General features: G+C 61.4%; 16 protein-coding genes. 5 read left to right on the plus strand and 11 right to left on the minus strand.

Features of this window, described 5'->3' with window-relative positions; translation table 11 throughout:
- Positions 1 to 70: 70 nt before the first annotated feature.
- From CLV47_RS08150 to CLV47_RS08200, 11 genes are all read right to left on the minus strand, one after another.
- Positions 71 to 1222: a DegT/DnrJ/EryC1/StrS family aminotransferase gene (locus CLV47_RS08150; RefSeq protein ID WP_106348533.1), complete on the minus strand. Its 1152-nt coding sequence runs from the start codon at positions 1220 to 1222 to the stop codon at positions 71 to 73.
- 121 nt (positions 1223 to 1343) lie between these two features.
- Positions 1344 to 2468 carry a glycosyltransferase family 2 protein gene (locus CLV47_RS08155; RefSeq protein WP_106348534.1) on the minus strand — a complete coding sequence of 375 codons (1125 nt, stop codon included), beginning with the start codon at positions 2466 to 2468 and terminating at the stop codon, positions 1344 to 1346.
- 16 nt (positions 2469 to 2484) lie between these two features.
- On the minus strand, positions 2485 to 4098 hold the full coding sequence (locus tag CLV47_RS08160) for a lipopolysaccharide biosynthesis protein (RefSeq protein ID WP_170111001.1): 1614 nt from the start codon (positions 4096 to 4098) through the stop codon (positions 2485 to 2487).
- Positions 4098 to 5159 carry a glycosyltransferase family 2 protein gene (locus CLV47_RS22760; protein ID WP_106348536.1) on the minus strand — a complete coding sequence of 354 codons (1062 nt, stop codon included), beginning with the start codon at positions 5157 to 5159 and terminating at the stop codon, positions 4098 to 4100. The genes CLV47_RS08160 and CLV47_RS22760 overlap by 1 nt, the downstream gene beginning before the upstream one ends.
- Before the next feature lie 2 nt (positions 5160 to 5161).
- Positions 5162 to 5851, minus strand: coding sequence for an acetyltransferase (locus CLV47_RS08170; protein WP_202862461.1), 690 nt, complete (start codon positions 5849 to 5851; stop codon positions 5162 to 5164).
- A 10-nt stretch (positions 5852 to 5861) separates the two neighbouring features.
- The gene (locus CLV47_RS08175; protein WP_106348537.1) at positions 5862 to 6992 is read right to left on the minus strand and encodes a DegT/DnrJ/EryC1/StrS family aminotransferase; all 1131 of its coding nucleotides are present in this window, start codon (positions 6990 to 6992) and stop codon (positions 5862 to 5864) included.
- Positions 6989 to 7984 (minus strand): NAD-dependent epimerase/dehydratase family protein, encoded by a 996-nt coding sequence (locus CLV47_RS08180; protein WP_106348538.1) that lies wholly within the window; start codon positions 7982 to 7984, stop codon positions 6989 to 6991. The genes CLV47_RS08175 and CLV47_RS08180 overlap by 4 nt, the downstream gene beginning before the upstream one ends.
- Before the next feature lie 41 nt (positions 7985 to 8025).
- Positions 8026 to 9120, minus strand: a complete 1095-nt coding sequence (locus tag CLV47_RS08185) for a Gfo/Idh/MocA family protein (RefSeq protein ID WP_106348539.1) — start codon at positions 9118 to 9120, stop codon at positions 8026 to 8028.
- A 275-nt stretch (positions 9121 to 9395) separates the two neighbouring features.
- A complete protein-coding gene (locus CLV47_RS22475) occupies positions 9396 to 9821 on the minus strand; it encodes a hypothetical protein (protein WP_238145278.1) in 426 nt (141 codons plus the stop codon).
- Positions 9822 to 9938: 117 nt separating this feature from the next.
- On the minus strand, positions 9939 to 11600 hold the full coding sequence (locus CLV47_RS08195) for an alpha/beta hydrolase family protein (RefSeq protein WP_106348540.1): 1662 nt from the start codon (positions 11598 to 11600) through the stop codon (positions 9939 to 9941).
- A gap of 60 nt (positions 11601 to 11660) precedes the next feature.
- Entirely contained in the window at positions 11661 to 12521 is an 861-nt protein-coding gene (locus tag CLV47_RS08200; RefSeq protein ID WP_106348541.1) for a class I SAM-dependent methyltransferase, read from the minus strand.
- Positions 12522 to 12697: 176 nt separating this feature from the next.
- Here CLV47_RS08200 and CLV47_RS22765 point away from each other — a divergent pair, with 176 nt between their 5' ends.
- The 5 genes from CLV47_RS22765 (at position 12698) to CLV47_RS08225 (ending at position 16577) form a co-directional block, all read left to right on the plus strand.
- Complete coding sequence (locus CLV47_RS22765) at positions 12698 to 13132, plus strand: holo-ACP synthase (RefSeq protein ID WP_170111002.1); 435 nt, start codon at positions 12698 to 12700, stop codon at positions 13130 to 13132.
- Positions 13133 to 13225: 93 nt separating this feature from the next.
- Positions 13226 to 13480 carry an acyl carrier protein gene (locus CLV47_RS08210; RefSeq protein WP_238145287.1) on the plus strand — a complete coding sequence of 85 codons (255 nt, stop codon included), beginning with the start codon at positions 13226 to 13228 and terminating at the stop codon, positions 13478 to 13480.
- A gap of 9 nt (positions 13481 to 13489) precedes the next feature.
- Entirely contained in the window at positions 13490 to 14668 is a 1179-nt protein-coding gene (locus CLV47_RS08215) for an acyl-CoA dehydrogenase family protein (RefSeq protein WP_106348543.1), read from the plus strand.
- A 2-nt stretch (positions 14669 to 14670) separates the two neighbouring features.
- Positions 14671 to 15597, plus strand: a complete 927-nt coding sequence (locus CLV47_RS08220; RefSeq protein WP_106348544.1) for an amino acid--[acyl-carrier-protein] ligase — start codon at positions 14671 to 14673, stop codon at positions 15595 to 15597.
- Entirely contained in the window at positions 15594 to 16577 is a 984-nt protein-coding gene (locus CLV47_RS08225) for a DUF1839 family protein (RefSeq protein ID WP_170111003.1), read from the plus strand. The genes CLV47_RS08220 and CLV47_RS08225 overlap by 4 nt, the downstream gene beginning before the upstream one ends.
- Positions 16578 to 16629: the final 52 nt, after the last annotated feature.

Below are 16629 nucleotides of genomic sequence, written 5' to 3' on the forward strand. Positions count from 1 at the left end.
CCTTGCTGTCGAAGCGTGCGGCTTCCTACTGCGAGCATATGAAAGGCACGCGAGGTCGACATCGTTGTTCCTAACGGCCACGTTGATTAGAGGCTGCCGGCTCGAGCGCACTGACCTTCACGACCGCGACTCGTACAGCGTCGGCGACACGCAGTTGTTGCTCCTCCGTAATACCAGGAAATAGCGGTAGTGAGACGATCCGTCCGGATGCGCGTTCTGAGACCGGAAAATCGCCAGTGCTGTAGCCGAGATGAGCGAACGCCGGAACCGAGTGAACAGGGGCCGGATAGTGAATGCCCGCGCCGATTCCGGCTCCGTTCAACTCGGCGAGGACGCGGTCCCGATCGTCGACCGCGACGACATACAAATGCCAGACATGCTCATTACCCGGTGCCGTGACCGGAAGGTCAACTCCCTGTACGTCGGCCAAAAGCTCGGTATAGAAGGCAGCTGCGGCGCGGCGTTCGTCGTTCCAGTCATCGAGCACCGCCAACTTTGCGGAAAGCACAACCGCTTGAAGGCTGTCGAGCCGCGAGTTGAACCCGAAATGCTCATGTTCATACTTCCGGATTCCACCGTGGTTACGGACTGCCTGGAGTCGCTCTGCAACCGCCTGATCGGAGGTGAGCACCGCGCCCGCATCGCCATATGCCCCAAGATTCTTTCCGGGATAAAAGCTCGTGGCCGCAGCCTGCCCAAATGATCCTGAACGTTGCCCGTTCTGCCTCGCGCCTTGCGACTGGGCCGCATCTTCGATCAAAATTACGTCAGGCCCGACAACTTCACGCAGAGCCGTCATCGGCGCCATTTGGCCGAAGAGATGTACGCCGACCACCGCTCTCGTCGCCGGCGTGATCCGGCCCGCCACCGATGCGGGATCAATCAGATAGTCATCGGTGATGTCGGCCAATACCACCTTGGCACCCGCGCGCTCGACCGCTTCTGCGGTCGCGACAAAGGTGTTCGCCGGGATTATTACCTCGTCACCAGGACCGATCTCGCATGCTCGCAGGGCAAGTTCAATCGCGTCTGTCCCATTGCCCACCCCGACGCAATAGCTTGAATCGCTGTAGCGCGCGAAATCCTCCTCGAATCTCTTCACCTGTGGCCCGAGGATGAACGACGTGTTTTCGAGAACCTCAGCGAACCCGGCCGCTACCTGCTCGGCGACTCGCCGATGCGCGATACCCAGATCGACCAATGGAATATTTGACTCACTCATGCTTCTACTTCCCCCTACTTTGTCCAACGATATCCGAACGCTCAGGCGATTCGACACGACAAAACTCCTGACCACGGCACCTTAACCCACCGCGGCGAACTGCCTAATCTACAAACTCACGCTAATCCCGATAGACACCCCATTTTGTCCAGTGTCGATATCGACGTCGGTCCACGATTCGGCGCATTATGCCCCGTCCGACACTGAAGGGGTGATACTTGCTGGGCGGCTTCGCACGCCGGCGCTCTAGTTTGCCCCAGGCCCGAGTGCCTTCGACGTCGCTGGATGCACGCCGCGCGAACGCGATGTACTCGTCCATCTCGCCGTCTGTGATCCGGCCGCGGTCAAGTGCGCGGCAAGTCCGGCGTAACGCCTCGGCCGCCAGTTCTTGCCTGGCGCTCCTGTGCATCGCGGCGGATCCCGCAACCCCCGCAGCGACTCCGCTGAAAAGGACGTCGAACGCTGCGAGGCGCTCCTCCAGGATCATCATCGTGTCGGCCCGTTCGGAAAGGCTCGCCCCATGCTCACGATGCCACGCCTGATCTACGCCTTCGACATGCGCAATATCGGCGAACGCGGCAATCCGAAACCACATTTCCATGTCATGCGTATGCGCAAGTTGCTGTTGTTGACCACCGACGTGGTCGACAACAGAAGCCCGCATCAGCACCTCCGGCGAGGTAATCACGTTGACACCCGACGCGCAGCGCGCTGACAACCACTCCCGCCCGGGCCAAACCGTCCAGGTAGAGACCTTCGTGCTGGCCGTGCGTGGTACGTCACCAGAAAAGTGAACTGGATGGCCATAAACGAGCCCCACACTCGGGAATGCGCGCGCGACGGCGACGGACCGTTTGAGGGACCCCGGGGTTAACAGGTCGTCGGCGTCAAGCCGAACCAAGAACTCACCGGTCGCGGCCTGCAGGCCGCGGTTAAAAGTCATAACGGGACCTGAGTTCTGCTCGTTCGAGAAAACCTTGACGCGCTGTTCGCGCCGTTCGAGGGCCCTCGCTATCGAGAGGCTGCCGTCGGTTGATGCATCGTCAACGATGATGACCTCAACCGAGACCCCGGTCTGGGTGAGCGCGCTGTTGACTGCGTCCGGAAGGAACCGATCGTAGTTGTAGCAGGGAATGACAACAGACACGAAAGCTGGGACGTCACCGGCGACAGGTGGCTTCGGACTTATCCGGAGCCGTTTCGATATGCCATTCATCTCGGTTAAGTTCCACGTTGATGCGCTCATGGGATATCGGACCAGTTCATAGCGGGCTTCCTATCCGTGGAGTCTCAGTCGCGTTGGCGTTGGACAACGCACCTGTCGCGCTACCTTCGACTGTCGCTCCTGTCATTATTACCGCGGGATCGGGAGTCGAGGCTGTGGTCTGCGCTAAGTCTGGGTCAACGCGCGAACGGACCCAGCGAGAACGTAGCCGCAATAGCCACGGCACTAGAATCCCCACGTAAAGCGCGAGCCCCACCGGTCCGGCCACGATCAGTTGGAGAAATGCCGCGTCGAACTTCGACGCAACGAAATACGCGACGAAGGCCGCGGGCACGGCCGCGAGGATCGGCGGCCATAGCGCGCCCAAAAGTGCCCCGATATCGGTGCCGCGCCGGTGTAGCACCAGAAGGTAAGCGGGGAAGATTACTGCCACGCCGACCACAACATGTGCCCAACCGCCGCCAACGATTCCGAACAAGTGTGTGCCGACAATCATGGCTGGTGTGAGCGCGCAAATCCAGAGAATCTGAACCCACAGCACCGGCCCGGATGCGCCGCGAGCCATCAGATAGGTCGCAATAAGGTCGAACAGGACCCGCGAGGCACCGAACACGCCGAGCGCCGCGAGCACCGCGGCCGAGGGTGCCCACCGGTGCCCATACAAAAGATCAACGACTGAGTAGGCCAATGCAACCAATAAGGCGCCTGCAGGCACTGCGGCAGCCCACGTTACCGCGACTCCGAAGGCAAGGTCCTTATCTCGCTCCGCAGTCTCCTGAGGTCCTCCGCGAGCGGCGCTCGCGGTTTCGCGTCGCTCGGCGAGCCGTGAAAATGCTGCAAGCGAGACTCCGCGCACGGTCTGCCCGATTACCGTCATCGGCCAACTGGAGATATTAAACGCGAGGACATAGAAACCCAGCGCAGTTTCACCAGCGACGCGAGCAATCACTACGTTATCGATATTAAGAAGCGCCCACGACAACAGGTTGGCAGCCGCAAGCGGAAGCCCGAATCGCAGCGCCGGGCGGGCGATCTCACGATCGAAACCGAAACGCGGGCGCACTTTCGCGAGTACGAACTGAAGCGTTGTGGCGACGCCTTGCGCGGCAATCCGTCCTACCGCCAGCGACATAGGCCCCAGTCCGACAACGACGAGACCAACCGTAACTGCCGTGCCGACGATAAAGTCCGCCGCGCTGGTCGCGAAAAGTTGCTTCTGTTTGAATTCTCGCTGAAGTTTTGCGAAAGGTACGACGCCAGCTCCGCCCATTACCAGGGTCAGGGACAGAACAATAATGATGGGTGCGGCGCTCGCGGACCCGAACATCGTGGCAACGGGGACCGACGTCAGACTCATCGTTAGCGCAAGCACGATTCCGGCCAACAGGCTCAGTGTTGCCACTGTTGGTGCCCGGCGCTCTGGATCCTTGGCGCGGACTAGGTCCACGCTCATTCCAAGGTCTGCCAGCGTCATGAGGACCGATTGGACGGTCAACGCGACCGCGTAAACTCCGAATTCCGCGGGAGACAACAGTCGAGCAAGAACAATGCCTAGGACAAGGCTGCCCATGCGTAACGTAATGGCGCTGATTGACCCCCAGCCCAGACCTCGTCGGACCCCGGCGGCCAGTCCGTCGTCGGGACCGCTCATCAGGTGCCAAACCTCCGCCAACGACGCCATCTGAGGGCGTTTCGCACCCTCCACACCGCTAGTGCGCTCGAGCGACGCCAGGATGGGACCGGACCATTGACGCGTCGCAGATAGGCACGCCAGAGCATAGTGCGCTCGATCCCTGACCATGTCTCGACTGCGAATCGCGCATAATCCTCCAACGAGTACTCCTCTGAAGGACCGTGCCCGTCATACGAATTACAACCAAGGCGCACCGCTTCGCGCGCAAGTGTTCTGCTAGACGACCGCCGCCACCTCGCGCGTTGCGAGTGCCTTGCTACCTCTGTAGTCAGGAAGCGATCGTAAACTGCCCGCCGTTCGCGCAGATCGGTCATCAGACCCGCGTAGTCAGTGAGGTGCATGTTGGCGCCGTGCACGCGATAAAACGCTTGATCTGCCCCGTTCACACGCCCAACGTTCCCGCATCCCGCGGCCGCCAGCCACATATAGAGATCTGCCGCATGCGGTAACGACGGGTCATACCCCCCAATCCGGGCGAAGACCTCCGTACGCATGACAACCTCTGGATTAGTGATCACGTTGTGACCGCGCCGGCACAGGCGGCCTATCCACTCATCCCCGGACCACACCGACCAACTCGTGGTTGTTTGCCGTGGCTCTGGTGTCTCGGCCTCAAAGTCGTGGGTATAGCCGTATACAAATGAGACATCGGGACGGGATTCAAGCAGCGCCACTGATCTCGAGAGCGATCCCGGAGTTAGAAGGTCATCTGCCGACAACAACACGACATACTTCCCGGTCGCCTGTCCTAACCCGTCATTGTATGTGGCGATGTGACCCTTGTTTGTCGAATGCGCGATTAGGCGCACTCGGGGGTCCGATGCTGCCAGGTCTCTCGCGACCTCGCCTGACCCATCCGGGGATGCGTCGTCCACGATGATCACATCAACCTCGACACCCGGCTGCTCAAGCACGCCGGACACGACCTCGGGCAGATAGTGCCCGTAGTTGTAGCACGGGATGACAACTGTGACCGTAGGCGTACTAGCGATCTCCCTGGGCCGAAAACGTCTGACCATGTCTATCGCCCTCGTTCCGAGAGCACAGGGCTTGCCAGTGTCCTGTTCTCTGAGACACGGCGTAACGGTCTCGCGGGGTTACCCGCGACAGTCAAACCGTCAACCACGTCACCGAGCACGACCGATCCCATACCTACGACTGCCTCGGCGCCAACACACAGACCCTGCCGTACGGAGGTGTTCATTCCTAGATACGCGGCCTCGTTCACCCGAACGCTGCCTCCGAGGGTCACTCCGGCGCATAGCGTTGCGAAGTCCTCAATGACATTGTCGTGGGTCAGTGTCGCGTTGGGCATTGCCACGACGTGCTCGCCTACCGACACCGCGGTCGTCATCACGACGTGCGCGAGCAGGATCGTACCGGCCCCGACGGTGCAGTCCGACGGGATGATTGCACTCGGATGAACGACCGTCGCATACCGGTCCCGGTGAATCCCCAACGCGCTCAGGTTGTGCGCGATGCTGCGCCGTACGATCCCGGAACCGGCGCACAGGAGGAATTTCGCTTCGGGGTGATCCGCCGCGTCCGTAATTGGACCAACGACCGGCACGCCATCGATAGACGTGCCACGCAACTCAGGGTTGTCGTCGAGGAAGCCAATTACCTTATGCGTGTCGGAGGCCCGTATAGCGCTAAGAACCTCCCGCGCGAGTCCCGATGCCGCAACAAGAAATAGCCGCTCGATTGCCATTGCCGATCACCTAAGTCTGTCGCAGGACATCGATGACACGGGACTGCTCCGACTCGGACATCTGATGAAATACCGGCAAAATCAACGTGTGGTCCGTGAGGTATTCGGTGACGGATAGCGACGCGTCACCGGTGTCGCGCCCGGCGTACGCCGGTTCGCGGTGCGCGGCCATGATGCCGCGGCGGGCAGAGATATCGGCCTCCGCCAAGGCAACGAGCAAGCCATCACGGTCGTGCGGATACTCTTCGGTGACCTCAACCCAGCAAGACTGATAGTTGGTCGTTCCCCATTCGGGATCGGCAACGATCCGTAGCCCGGGGATCTCGTCAATCGCCTTGGCGTAGCCCGCGGCGATCTCGCGGCGACGCGCCACGAGTTCGTCGAGACGCCCAAGCTGCACCACACCCACCGCTGCTTGCAGATCCGTCATCCGGAAGTTGTAACCAACCTCCAAGTACTGCTCGGCCGCGGCCAACGTGTTGGCGTGGCGGTCCGCTGCGGACAGGCTCATCGCGTGCTCGCGGAGCCGGCGTACCCGCGTCGCCCACTCCTCCCGCGAGGTCGTAATCATGCCGCCCTCGCCGGTGGTAATGATCTTGCGCGGATGGAATGACCATGCCGCGACCTCCGCGCCGGCGCCCACCGGGCGGCCCTTGTACGTCGAACCTGAGCCGCACGCGGCATCTTCGACAACAACGATCTCGCGCGGATCGCACAGTGCCCTGATGGGGTCGAGGTCGACCGGCACCCCGCCCTGATCGACGACGATGACCGCACGCGTCGCGGGTGTCAGAGCCGCCTCGATCGTCGCCGCCGTGACATTGCCGGTCGCGATATCGACGTCGGCAAATACCGGCCGGGCCCCGACATAGACGGCCGCGTTAGCGGTCGCGATAAATGAGAACGATGGCAGTACGACGTCATCACCGTTACCGACGCCCGCGGCGATCAGCGCCAGATGCAGCGCGGATGTGCAACTTGAGACGGCGACCGCATAGCCGGCCTCTTGTTTCGCCGCGAATGACGTTTCGAACTCGGCGACCCGCGGACCCTGCGCCACCCAGCCAGACGTGATCGCGGCGGCAACTGCGGCGATCTCCTCATCTCCAAGGTATGGCTGCATCACATTGATACGGCTCATGCAGACGCACCCGCTTCGGCGGAGTTCGCTTCAACTTGTTCCGCACGCCACCAGTCAACAAGACCGCGCAGCCCCGACGCTAGGTCGATCTCGGCTTGGAAGCCCAGATCGGTCATTGCCGCCTGCGTGCTCGCCAGCCTGCGCGTGACACCGTTGACCGCACGCTCGGGACCGTGCTCGAGGGCCAGATCGGAGTCCATCGCCGCGAGCAGTGCACGCGCCAAATCGGCGAGACTCGTCTCGGTGCCGCTGGCCACGTTGTACACGCCCTCGTTGATATCCGACGTCGCGGCAAGCAGATTGGCCCGCGCGATATCGACCGTGTGGACAAAGTCCATGGTCTGCAGCCCATCGCCGAAGATCAGCGGCGGCTCACCGGCGGCGATCCGCTCCATCCACCGAATTAGCACCTCTGTGTACAGACCGTGGATATCCATCCGAGGACCGTAAACATTAAAGTAGCGAAGGGCGACATAGTTGAGCCCGTACATCGCACGGAAACTACGGATCATCCCTTCGTTAAAGGACTTGGCCGCACCGTAAAACGTGTCGTTGTTGTGGTGATGGTGCCGTTCGGTCGTCGGGAACTCTTCGGCCAGGCCGTAGACCGACGCTGACGACGCGGTGATAATCTTCTCCACCTTGTGCTGCGCGGCAGCCTCAAGGACGGTAAACGTCCCATCCACGAGGACTTGTAGCGCCAGTCGTGGCTCTTCGGCGCACTGCGTGATGCGAATGGCCGCCTCGTGAAAAACGAGATCGGACCCTTTCGTTACGTCGTGGACCAGATCGACGTCCCGTAAATCGCCGACAACAAGTTGCAGTCGTGGATCGTCGAGCACATCGCTCAGGTTTTCGCGGCGACCACGCACGAAATTATCGAGGACGGTTACCTTCGCGGCACCCGCCTCAAGCAGTTGGTCGACGATTGTTGAACCGATGGTGCCCGCACCGCCGGTGACGAGAACATTTGCTCCCGGTATTTCTGTCATCTTAAATCCCCCGATTTATGACATTTATGTAGTTGGTTGAATCATCCCGCGACAGGCAGCCCCACGGCAAGCTTGTCGAATTCATCTGCCTCGTCCTGCGGACGAATTGGTGCACCGCCGGCAGCGAGGCTCTCACCGACCGCGTTGAGCACCGAGAGTACGCGTACGCCGGCGTCGCCATCCGTCACCGGGGCGCGCTTGCCACGAATCGAATCAGCGAACTCCGCGACCATGTTGGAGAGCGCCTCACGCTCCGGAAGCGCCGGAACGGTGATGTCGCCGAGCCGGTAGGAAACCGACGTCGCCTTGCGGGCTTCGGGGTCCAGTCCGTCAATAGCCTGGGTCGTCAGATCGACACCGCGGTCGTGGATAGATATCCGCTGCTGCGGGTTGAGGTCGTCCCAGACCAGTGTGCGGCGGCTTCCGCCGACGACCATCTGGCGGATCTTGGTTGGCGACAGCCAGTTGACGTTGACGTGGGCGATCCCACCCGATGCGAGCGGCATCGTCAGGTACCCGACACACGCCTTGCCCGCGCCAAGTGGGTCAGAGCCGTTGGCCGACACTGCCTCAGGACGAAGCCCGCCCGGAAGAATGAAATCCAGGATCGACAGATCGTGCGGTGCAAGGTCCCAGAAGACGTCGACGTCGGGCTGGATCAGACCAAGGTTAATGCGTACCGAGTCGATGTACAAAATGTCGCCGAGCTCGCCACTTGCCACTACATCGCGGATATATTTGACCGCCGGCGTGTAGCAGTAGGTGTGATCGGTCATCAATACGAGTCCCGCTTCACGCGCTGCGTTGACCATCGCGATAGCCGACTCCATCGTGTCCGCGAGCGGCTTCTCTACGAGTACATGCTTGCCGGCCGCCAGCGCTGCAAGCGCGATCGGCGCGTGCGTATGCGCCGGTGTGGCGATCGCAACGGCATCGACGTCATCGCGCGCCAGTACGGCTTCGAGCGAAGTCTCGATGTCGATAGTTGAGCGCGCCCCGACGACGCGCTTGGCGCGATCCTCGTCGAGATCGCACACAGCGACAAGATCCCAATCGGAACTGCCACGGAAATTTCTAACTAGATTTGGACCCCAATAGCCCGCGCCAATTACGGCGGCCCCCACAGCCTGAGACATTATTCAACTTTCTACTCACTCGGTCCGCCCCCGGACCGATCCCCCGTTAATGACCTCACTGTACAAGCCAAGGGCGATCCTGTCTGCAGGTCAGGAAAGATAAATACACCACCTCACCTGCATTCAACGTAAAAACGCCGTGGGCCTGCCGCCCGCGGACCTGTCGTGTTGTCCAGTACCGTGGTTCCACTGCGGGATCTAGACCGTCTGCTATCGACGGTCGACCACGGTCAGACAGGGGCGACGAAATGAAAATGAATTCAATCGCGAATTCATTAGAAGCTGTGTATGTGCACCCAAACGGCCTTTGCGAGAGCGACGATGTCGGTCCCGGTACGCGAATCTGGGCATTCGCGCACGTCTTGCGGGGTGCGCGCGTTGGAGCCGACTGCAATATTTGTGACGGAGCGTTCGTCGAAGGACGGGCTGTGGTCGGCGATCGCGTTACGGTCAAGAACCAAGTACTGGTTTTCGACGGCGTGACGATCGAAGACGACGTATTCCTCGGGCCGGGCGTGGTGTTTACCAACGACCTGAAACCAAGAGCACACATAAAACGTGGTCCCGAATCGCTGCTTTCGACAACGGTGCGGCGCGGTGTCACGCTCGGCGCCGGCGTAGTAGTCGTGTGCGGCACTACTATTGGCGATCACGCATTCGTGGGAGCCGGGACAGTCGTTGTTAAAGACGTCCCAGACCATGGCTTCGTCGTCGGAAATCCTGGCAGGCTCGTTGGTTGGGTGTGTGTTTGTGGCGAACGACTACCGACGGAGTTACGTTGCGAGTGCGGACGCGAATACCGGACAACGGACTCGGGCCTACGTGAGTTGTCGACCCAGCCCTAGCTGCTTCCGATAACTATCCGGAGCATCCTGCTCGGGTACCCCTTCCGGACGAACGGGGAACCGGCTAAGGAGGTCTGCACTAATTGCAGACATCGCGCAGTTCTGCCCTTCCTGTGTCATCAACGGATGATCAATCTCGGCAGATCTGAGCATCCGGTACCTGCCAGACCGTCTCATTCGCCACGTGTGGAATGCCGTCCAGTAAGCGCTCTCCGTGAAATGGCGGCCATCGTTCGGGCTCACAACGAGGATTACATCCGTTCCCTTCCGAGTAAGCGCAGAAACGGCGGCCATAGGCGCATTCCAGACGGTTACCTGCCGATACATGCGCCACAATAAGGCTGCCAGCCGCGGTCGCGCCGCATAGAGCCGCAGTATTGGGGCGATCGGCGGCCGCGCGGCGACTCGACGCGAATCGTGTAAATCGGACGCTTTACTCGTCACGGTCGCATGCAGGATCACATTAATCGCGTAGATGGCAGCAACGTGCTCTTGGAAGGCCGTTTCCATGGCACTGTAGGCACCCGAACATAGCGAGATCAGCACCACCGGCGACCCCGCCAACTCTTCCGAGCGCAACGCTTCGGGCATGTCGCCCAACCACTCGCGCGCATAAAGGACACCAAACCGCTGACCCTCGTGACACGGACTGTCGCCCGCTCCACTCTGGTCCATACGCAGTACGCGGAACCCTTGCACTGCCCACAATCGCGCGTAATCAACCCACCTGCGGCCCGGCCCAACATGGCGATCATTAGCGACGTTAATCAGTACGACGGTCGGTGCGCGACGCAATCTTGCTGGCTCGGTAACGACGCCAAACAACCCGATGCGGCCTAGCGAAACCACTCTCTCGGTGAGCAGCCGACCTTCCTCGTCCGCTGACAGGGTCAGCTTTTGTGTGAGCCTCGCTCGGAGATGCTGCGGTGGATGGCGGGCGATCTCCTGCAGCCAAAGCACAATCCGACCGAGCGACTCCATAGGCACCGCGTTATCTGTCATCGGCAGGTCGAGCAGGTCCTCTTGACCGACAGCTGGGCCCCATTCGGTGTCACCTCCGTCGAGCCGCCTGCGCAACGCGCGCGGCGTTGGTCGATCATCTCGGGTGAGTACCAGCAGGCGCGAGGCAATGTCCCCGGGCGGAAGACTTGCCACTGACAGCTCGCGCATGTCGCGGCTGGTATCCGGCGAGTACAGGTAGCCCGGCGTGTCAGCAGCCCCGGCGGCCGGCTCACGCTGGCTCGGACGGCGCGCCTGTCCCTCACGCAGCAGGCTCTTACCGCCGCATGGATCCCACAGCACCAGGGCATCGAGGTCGATCAGCCCGCGTTGTGTAGCGGCCGTGACCAGTGACGCACCAAAGCGCATTCCCACAGCCGCGACCTTGCTTACGCCGATTTCTCGGAGTGACTCATGTGCCGTCTGAACGCTGCCTATCCATGCCTCCACCCGTCCGGGGTCGGTCCAACTGCCCATCGAGTCGCCCGTGCCGTGGTAGTCGAATCTCAAGGAAGCAATGCCCTGAGTCGCGAGGGCATAGGCCAATTCCCGAAAGGTCTCATGGGCGTTATGTTCTTCTTCGCCGACCGATGCGCAAAGCAACACGCCCAAAGACGCCTCTTCGGTGTCTGGCACGCAAAGCCACCCGAACAGGGCACGATCAGGTGGTCCGAACCATCCTGGGCTATCCACACCTCACTCCAACGGCCGCAGCGAATCGCCTGACATCGGCTTGCGGGCCACTACGTGAAACCACGGCGTGGATGTCTCGGCATGATCAATCTCCATCGTCTCACCCTCACGAGTAACCGCGCGGACAAAATCGAAACCGTTATCGACGACTTCGCGACGAGCTTCGATCGCTGTCACATAGTGCACGACCAGGTCCCACTCATGTGTCGGCATCGTGTCGATCGCCCAACTCCCGTGATCCTCAAACTTCGGTCGTAGTCGACGGACATTCGCAAAACCACGTAGATGTTCGATCGGCCGTTGCGCTAGCCGCGCAACAAAACGCGCCGCCTGGTACGGTCCCGGCCGATGTCCATCCTTGCCGACGGGCCCAGGTCCACACTTGTAGAAATTCCCGCTCCGGTTGAGTGTCGAGTAAACCAGCAAGCCACCGGGCAGGAGCACGCGAAAGAATTCACGCAACGCCTGATTACGACCATCGTGATCCAGGGAGTCGAGGCCCGCGTGGCTAAAGAAGACCAACGCGAAGTGGTCATCCCGAAAATCAACCAGACTCCGGGCATCGGCAAGCTGGATCCGCTTGTTCGGCAGATTCCGATGGGCCAACTCCACCATCTCCGGGGTGTAGTCGACCGCCACGTAGTCCCCGCTCAGCAGACCAACGAGCCACGCCGATCGGCCGGCGCCGACACCAACATCGAGTAGCGGCCTCCCCCTGACCTCATCGGCGATCGAGTGCACGACGAGCCGCTCACCGGGATCGGTCCAGGAGTCAAGCTTGGCGTAGACAGCCGAATCGCGCGTCCAAACGGAACTGTTGACGTCTCGGGCAATTGCCCGTGGCAATGTCGGATCATTCGTCATACCAACCCCCCGGAATGGCGTCGGTTCGAGTACCCGCGCAAACGTCACAGCGAGCACGACGGGACACGCCGAATGTTACGCCGTTTCGGCGGCCGCGCGCGGGGCCACCTGGTCAATCTGAAGTCTTGACACGCCAGGTTTGGCGGAGTCAGGAAAACGGTTCTAGTGTTCGCCTCATGAGTGAAAGTTGCCGACTTGGATCGGCGCCGTTGGGCTTCGACATCCGAGTCGGCACCGACATCCAAGCCATCGACGAAATCGAGCGGTCGATCCGGATGTATGGGGCACGATATCTTTCCCGCCTCTTCACTCCGCATGAAATCGAGAGTTGCGGCCCAGTCGATGCCGCGCCGAAACTACTAGCGCCCGGGGCCACTGCGCGATTCGCCGCGAAAGAGGCAGCGCTGAAGGTCCTCCGACCCACCGACCGGATCCCAAATTGGCGTGACATCGAGGTCCAACGTCAACCGGGCGGGTGGTGCGAGCTGAATCTGACAAATGCTGCCAGAGAACTCGCGGCCGAAGGCGGGTTCAGCCAATTTTCGCTATCAATAAGTCACGGCTCAACTCACGCCGTCGCGACGGTCATAGGTATACGGTGGCCTGGGTAAACCCAAGTCCTGAGGACTGGCTTATGCAGGTACTGCTCCTGGGGAGACCAGGAGACAATTGAAGAGGAAATCGGGGGATTTCTCATGGACCCAATGGACGCGGACGTCCGATCAGTGCTTTCTGCACACGGGCGGCTGCCCATCGACGTCGACACGTTATCGGCCGACGCAGATCTATACCGGGCGGGGTTGACGTCGCACGCGAGCGTTAATGTCATGCTCGCGCTTGAAGACACGTTCGATGTGGAGTTTCCGGACTCCATGCTCCGCAAGAGCACATTCGAATCCATCACGGCCATCACCGCCGCGCTCACCCAACTCGGGGCCGCAACCCCGTCGCGCGTGTAGGCGGCGGCAATGTCCGTGATCTCGGAAGAGCAAGGGACACAGGCGATTCAGCCTATTGTGGCTGCAGCGCAACGCATCGGCGTCGAGGTGGCCGCGCCGGCCGCCGAGGATGTCGACGCGCGATCCCGATTCCCGCAAGAGGCAATCGATGCGATGCGCGATGCCGGGCTGCTGCGCGCCCTGATTCCCGTTGAACTGGGCGGGCTCGGCTGCACCTTGAAGGAAGTGGCCTCCGCAGTCACCGAACTCGGGCGGCACTGCTCGTCGGCCGCGATGGTCTACGCCATGCATCAAATCCAGGTCGCCTGCCTCGTCAGGCATGCGCGTTCGCCGCAACTGCTCGACTTCATCAGAGACGTGGCCGACCGCGGTTTACTGCTCGCCTCCGCGACGACCGAAGTCGGGATTGGTGGCGACGTGCGCAGTAGCACCTGCGCGGTGCTGGGTCAGAACGGACAGTTCGAGCTCACGAAGCAGGCACCGGTGATCTCCTACGGCCAGTACGCCGATGCCGTGTTGGCCACGGCCCGCCGTGACCCCGAAAGCCCGCCCAACGACCAGGTCCTGGTGGTCTGTCGCCGGGAAAACCTCCAACTCGAAGAGAAGTCGAGTTGGGACGCGCTCGGATTCCGCGGCACCTGCAGCCTCGGTTTTATCCTCCGGGCCACCGGTCCGCGCACGGACATCGTCGATGACCCGTACGGTGACATCTCCAGCCAGACCATGCTTCCGGTCTCGCACATCCTCTGGTCCTCACTTTGGCTCGGGATCGCGACCGCGGCGAGTGACAAGGCCCGTAAGTTCGTACAGGCGGCAGCCCGCAAGACACCGGGCACGGTGCCGCCAAATGCGCTACGGCTAGCCGAGCTGACCAACGTACTCAGTCAACTGCACCACGTTGTAATCGGCACGCGCACTCGCTACGCCGAGGTCGCCGACGATCCGGACCAGACCACGTCGATCGGATTCGCCGTCTCGATGAATGCACTGAAGGTCTCCGCATCCACGCTCGTCGTCGACATCGTGCAGCGCGCTTTGCTGATCTGCGGGATGGCCGGCTACGCCAACCACAGCCCGTTCACGCTCGGTCGGCTCCTGCGAGACGCGTACGGCGCGCAGCTCATGGTCAACAACGACCGGATCAACGCCAACAACGCGCAGTTGCTGCTCGTCGCCCGGGAGTCATAGTCATGGCCGCGAACGCGACCGATACTCCAACTGCGCAGCTGATATTCCGCGATGAGTTAGTTAATGCTGGAATTTTGGCCCGCTCCGCAGTGGACGGTCTCTATCACCGCTCTCGTACGTTCGAAAACATCGTGCGCGGCGTCGAAGCGGCAGCGTCCGCCGCAGGCGAAGGACGCGCCGAGCCGATGCTGTACTTCCCGCCGCTGATGCCACGCAGCGTGTTCGAGCTGACTGACTACCTCCGCTCTTTTCCGGACTTAATCGGCTCTGTCGACACCTTCGTCGGCTCAGATCGTGACCATGCGGCGCTTTTACAGGTCGCCGATGAGGGTGGCGACTGGACGCAGGCGCTGACGCCTTCCGAAGTGGTGCTTTGCTCGGCGGCGTGCCACCCGCTCTACCCAAGTTTGACGGGGGTCATGCCGACGGGCGGGCGCACATTCGAGCTGCAGGGGTACTGCTTCCGGCACGAACCGAGCGTCGACCCGGCGCGGATGCAAAGCTTCCGGCAGTACGAGTACGTGTACGTCGGTGAACCCGACGGCGCCACCGAACACCGGGACAGTTGGCTGGACCGTGGCCAAGATCTGCTGGGAAGTCTGAAGCTCCCGGTGGACCGGGTGATCGCCAATGACCCCTTTTTCGGTCGGGTGGGCCGGATGCTCGCGGCGAATCAGAAAGAAACCGCGCTGAAGTTCGAGATCGTCTGCCCGATCACCTCGGACCAGTCACCGACCGCGATTGCCTCAGCGAACTGCCATCTGGACCATTTCGGGCGCCCGTTCTCCATCACCACCTCGGACGGCGAACCGGCCCATTCGGCGTGCATCGGCTTCGGTCTTGAACGAATAGCACTGGCGCTGCTGAAGACTCATGGTCTAAACCCAGACCGCTGGCCCTCGGGCGTGCGAAGCAGGTTATGGCCATGACACTCTCCCTGCTGCCGATCGACGCCGCCTCATATCAACAGGATCCGCTGCATCGCAGCGACCGGGTCTGGACCGAGACGAACTGCTACGTCGACGTGTGGATCGAGCTCCTGCACGCCCTAGGCCTCGACCCGCTCGCCTGCGCGGCTTTTCCGATCAGCACCGACTTCGAGGTCGGTCAGTGGACGTTTTTCAAGTTTCCACCGGAAGACTTGCGTGCGGCCTACGGGATCGACGTATTCGAGATGAATGCATGGCGCCCGATCATCGAGCACGTCGCGGAAGAACTCGCGCGGGGGAGGCTGCTCACCGTCGAGGTCGATTCGTGGTTTCTCCCTGACACCCGCGGAGTCTCCTACCAGATAGCGCATGTCAAGTCGACGATCGTGGCACAGATGCTCGACGTCGACGCGCGCCGACTGGGCTATTTCCACAATGCGGGATATTTCGAGTTGTCTGGAGATGACTTCGATGGGGTCTTCAGACTAGGCCAGCATGCCAACCCCGAAGGGTTGCCGCCATACGTCGAGATAATTCGGCTCGATCGACTACGCCGCAAGGATCCAGAACAGCAACTCAGGTCGACCGTCGAGCTGCTGCGCACGCACCTAAGCAGGTTGCCAACCACCAACCCGATGTACCGATTCCATTCGCGACTGGAGTCCGATATCGATTGGCTTCGCTCCCATGGGATCGAAGGTTTCCACGCATACGCCTTCGGGACGTGCAGGCAATGCGGCGCGAGCGCCGAGCTCGCCGCATCCTTCGTCGAGTGGCTTGCCGCGCGTGAGCCAAGCGGACCGGGCGACCTGCCCAAGGCCGCCGCGGCGTACCGCTCGATTGCCGACCGCTGCAAGGCGCTCGAGTTCGGGCTGGCCCGACTCGCGCGAGGAAGGAACATCGATTTGGATGGGATCTTCAGTCAGTTGGCCACGGACTGGGATGATGCAACGACGATCTTGACCGCGCGATACGCCTAGATGAAATGACGACGCCAAATTCAACAGATGGCACCACGTGGGAGTGTGCCGC

The sequence above is a fragment of the Antricoccus suffuscus genome, assembly GCF_003003235.1.
Taxonomy (GTDB): domain Bacteria; phylum Actinomycetota; class Actinomycetes; order Mycobacteriales; family Antricoccaceae; genus Antricoccus; species Antricoccus suffuscus.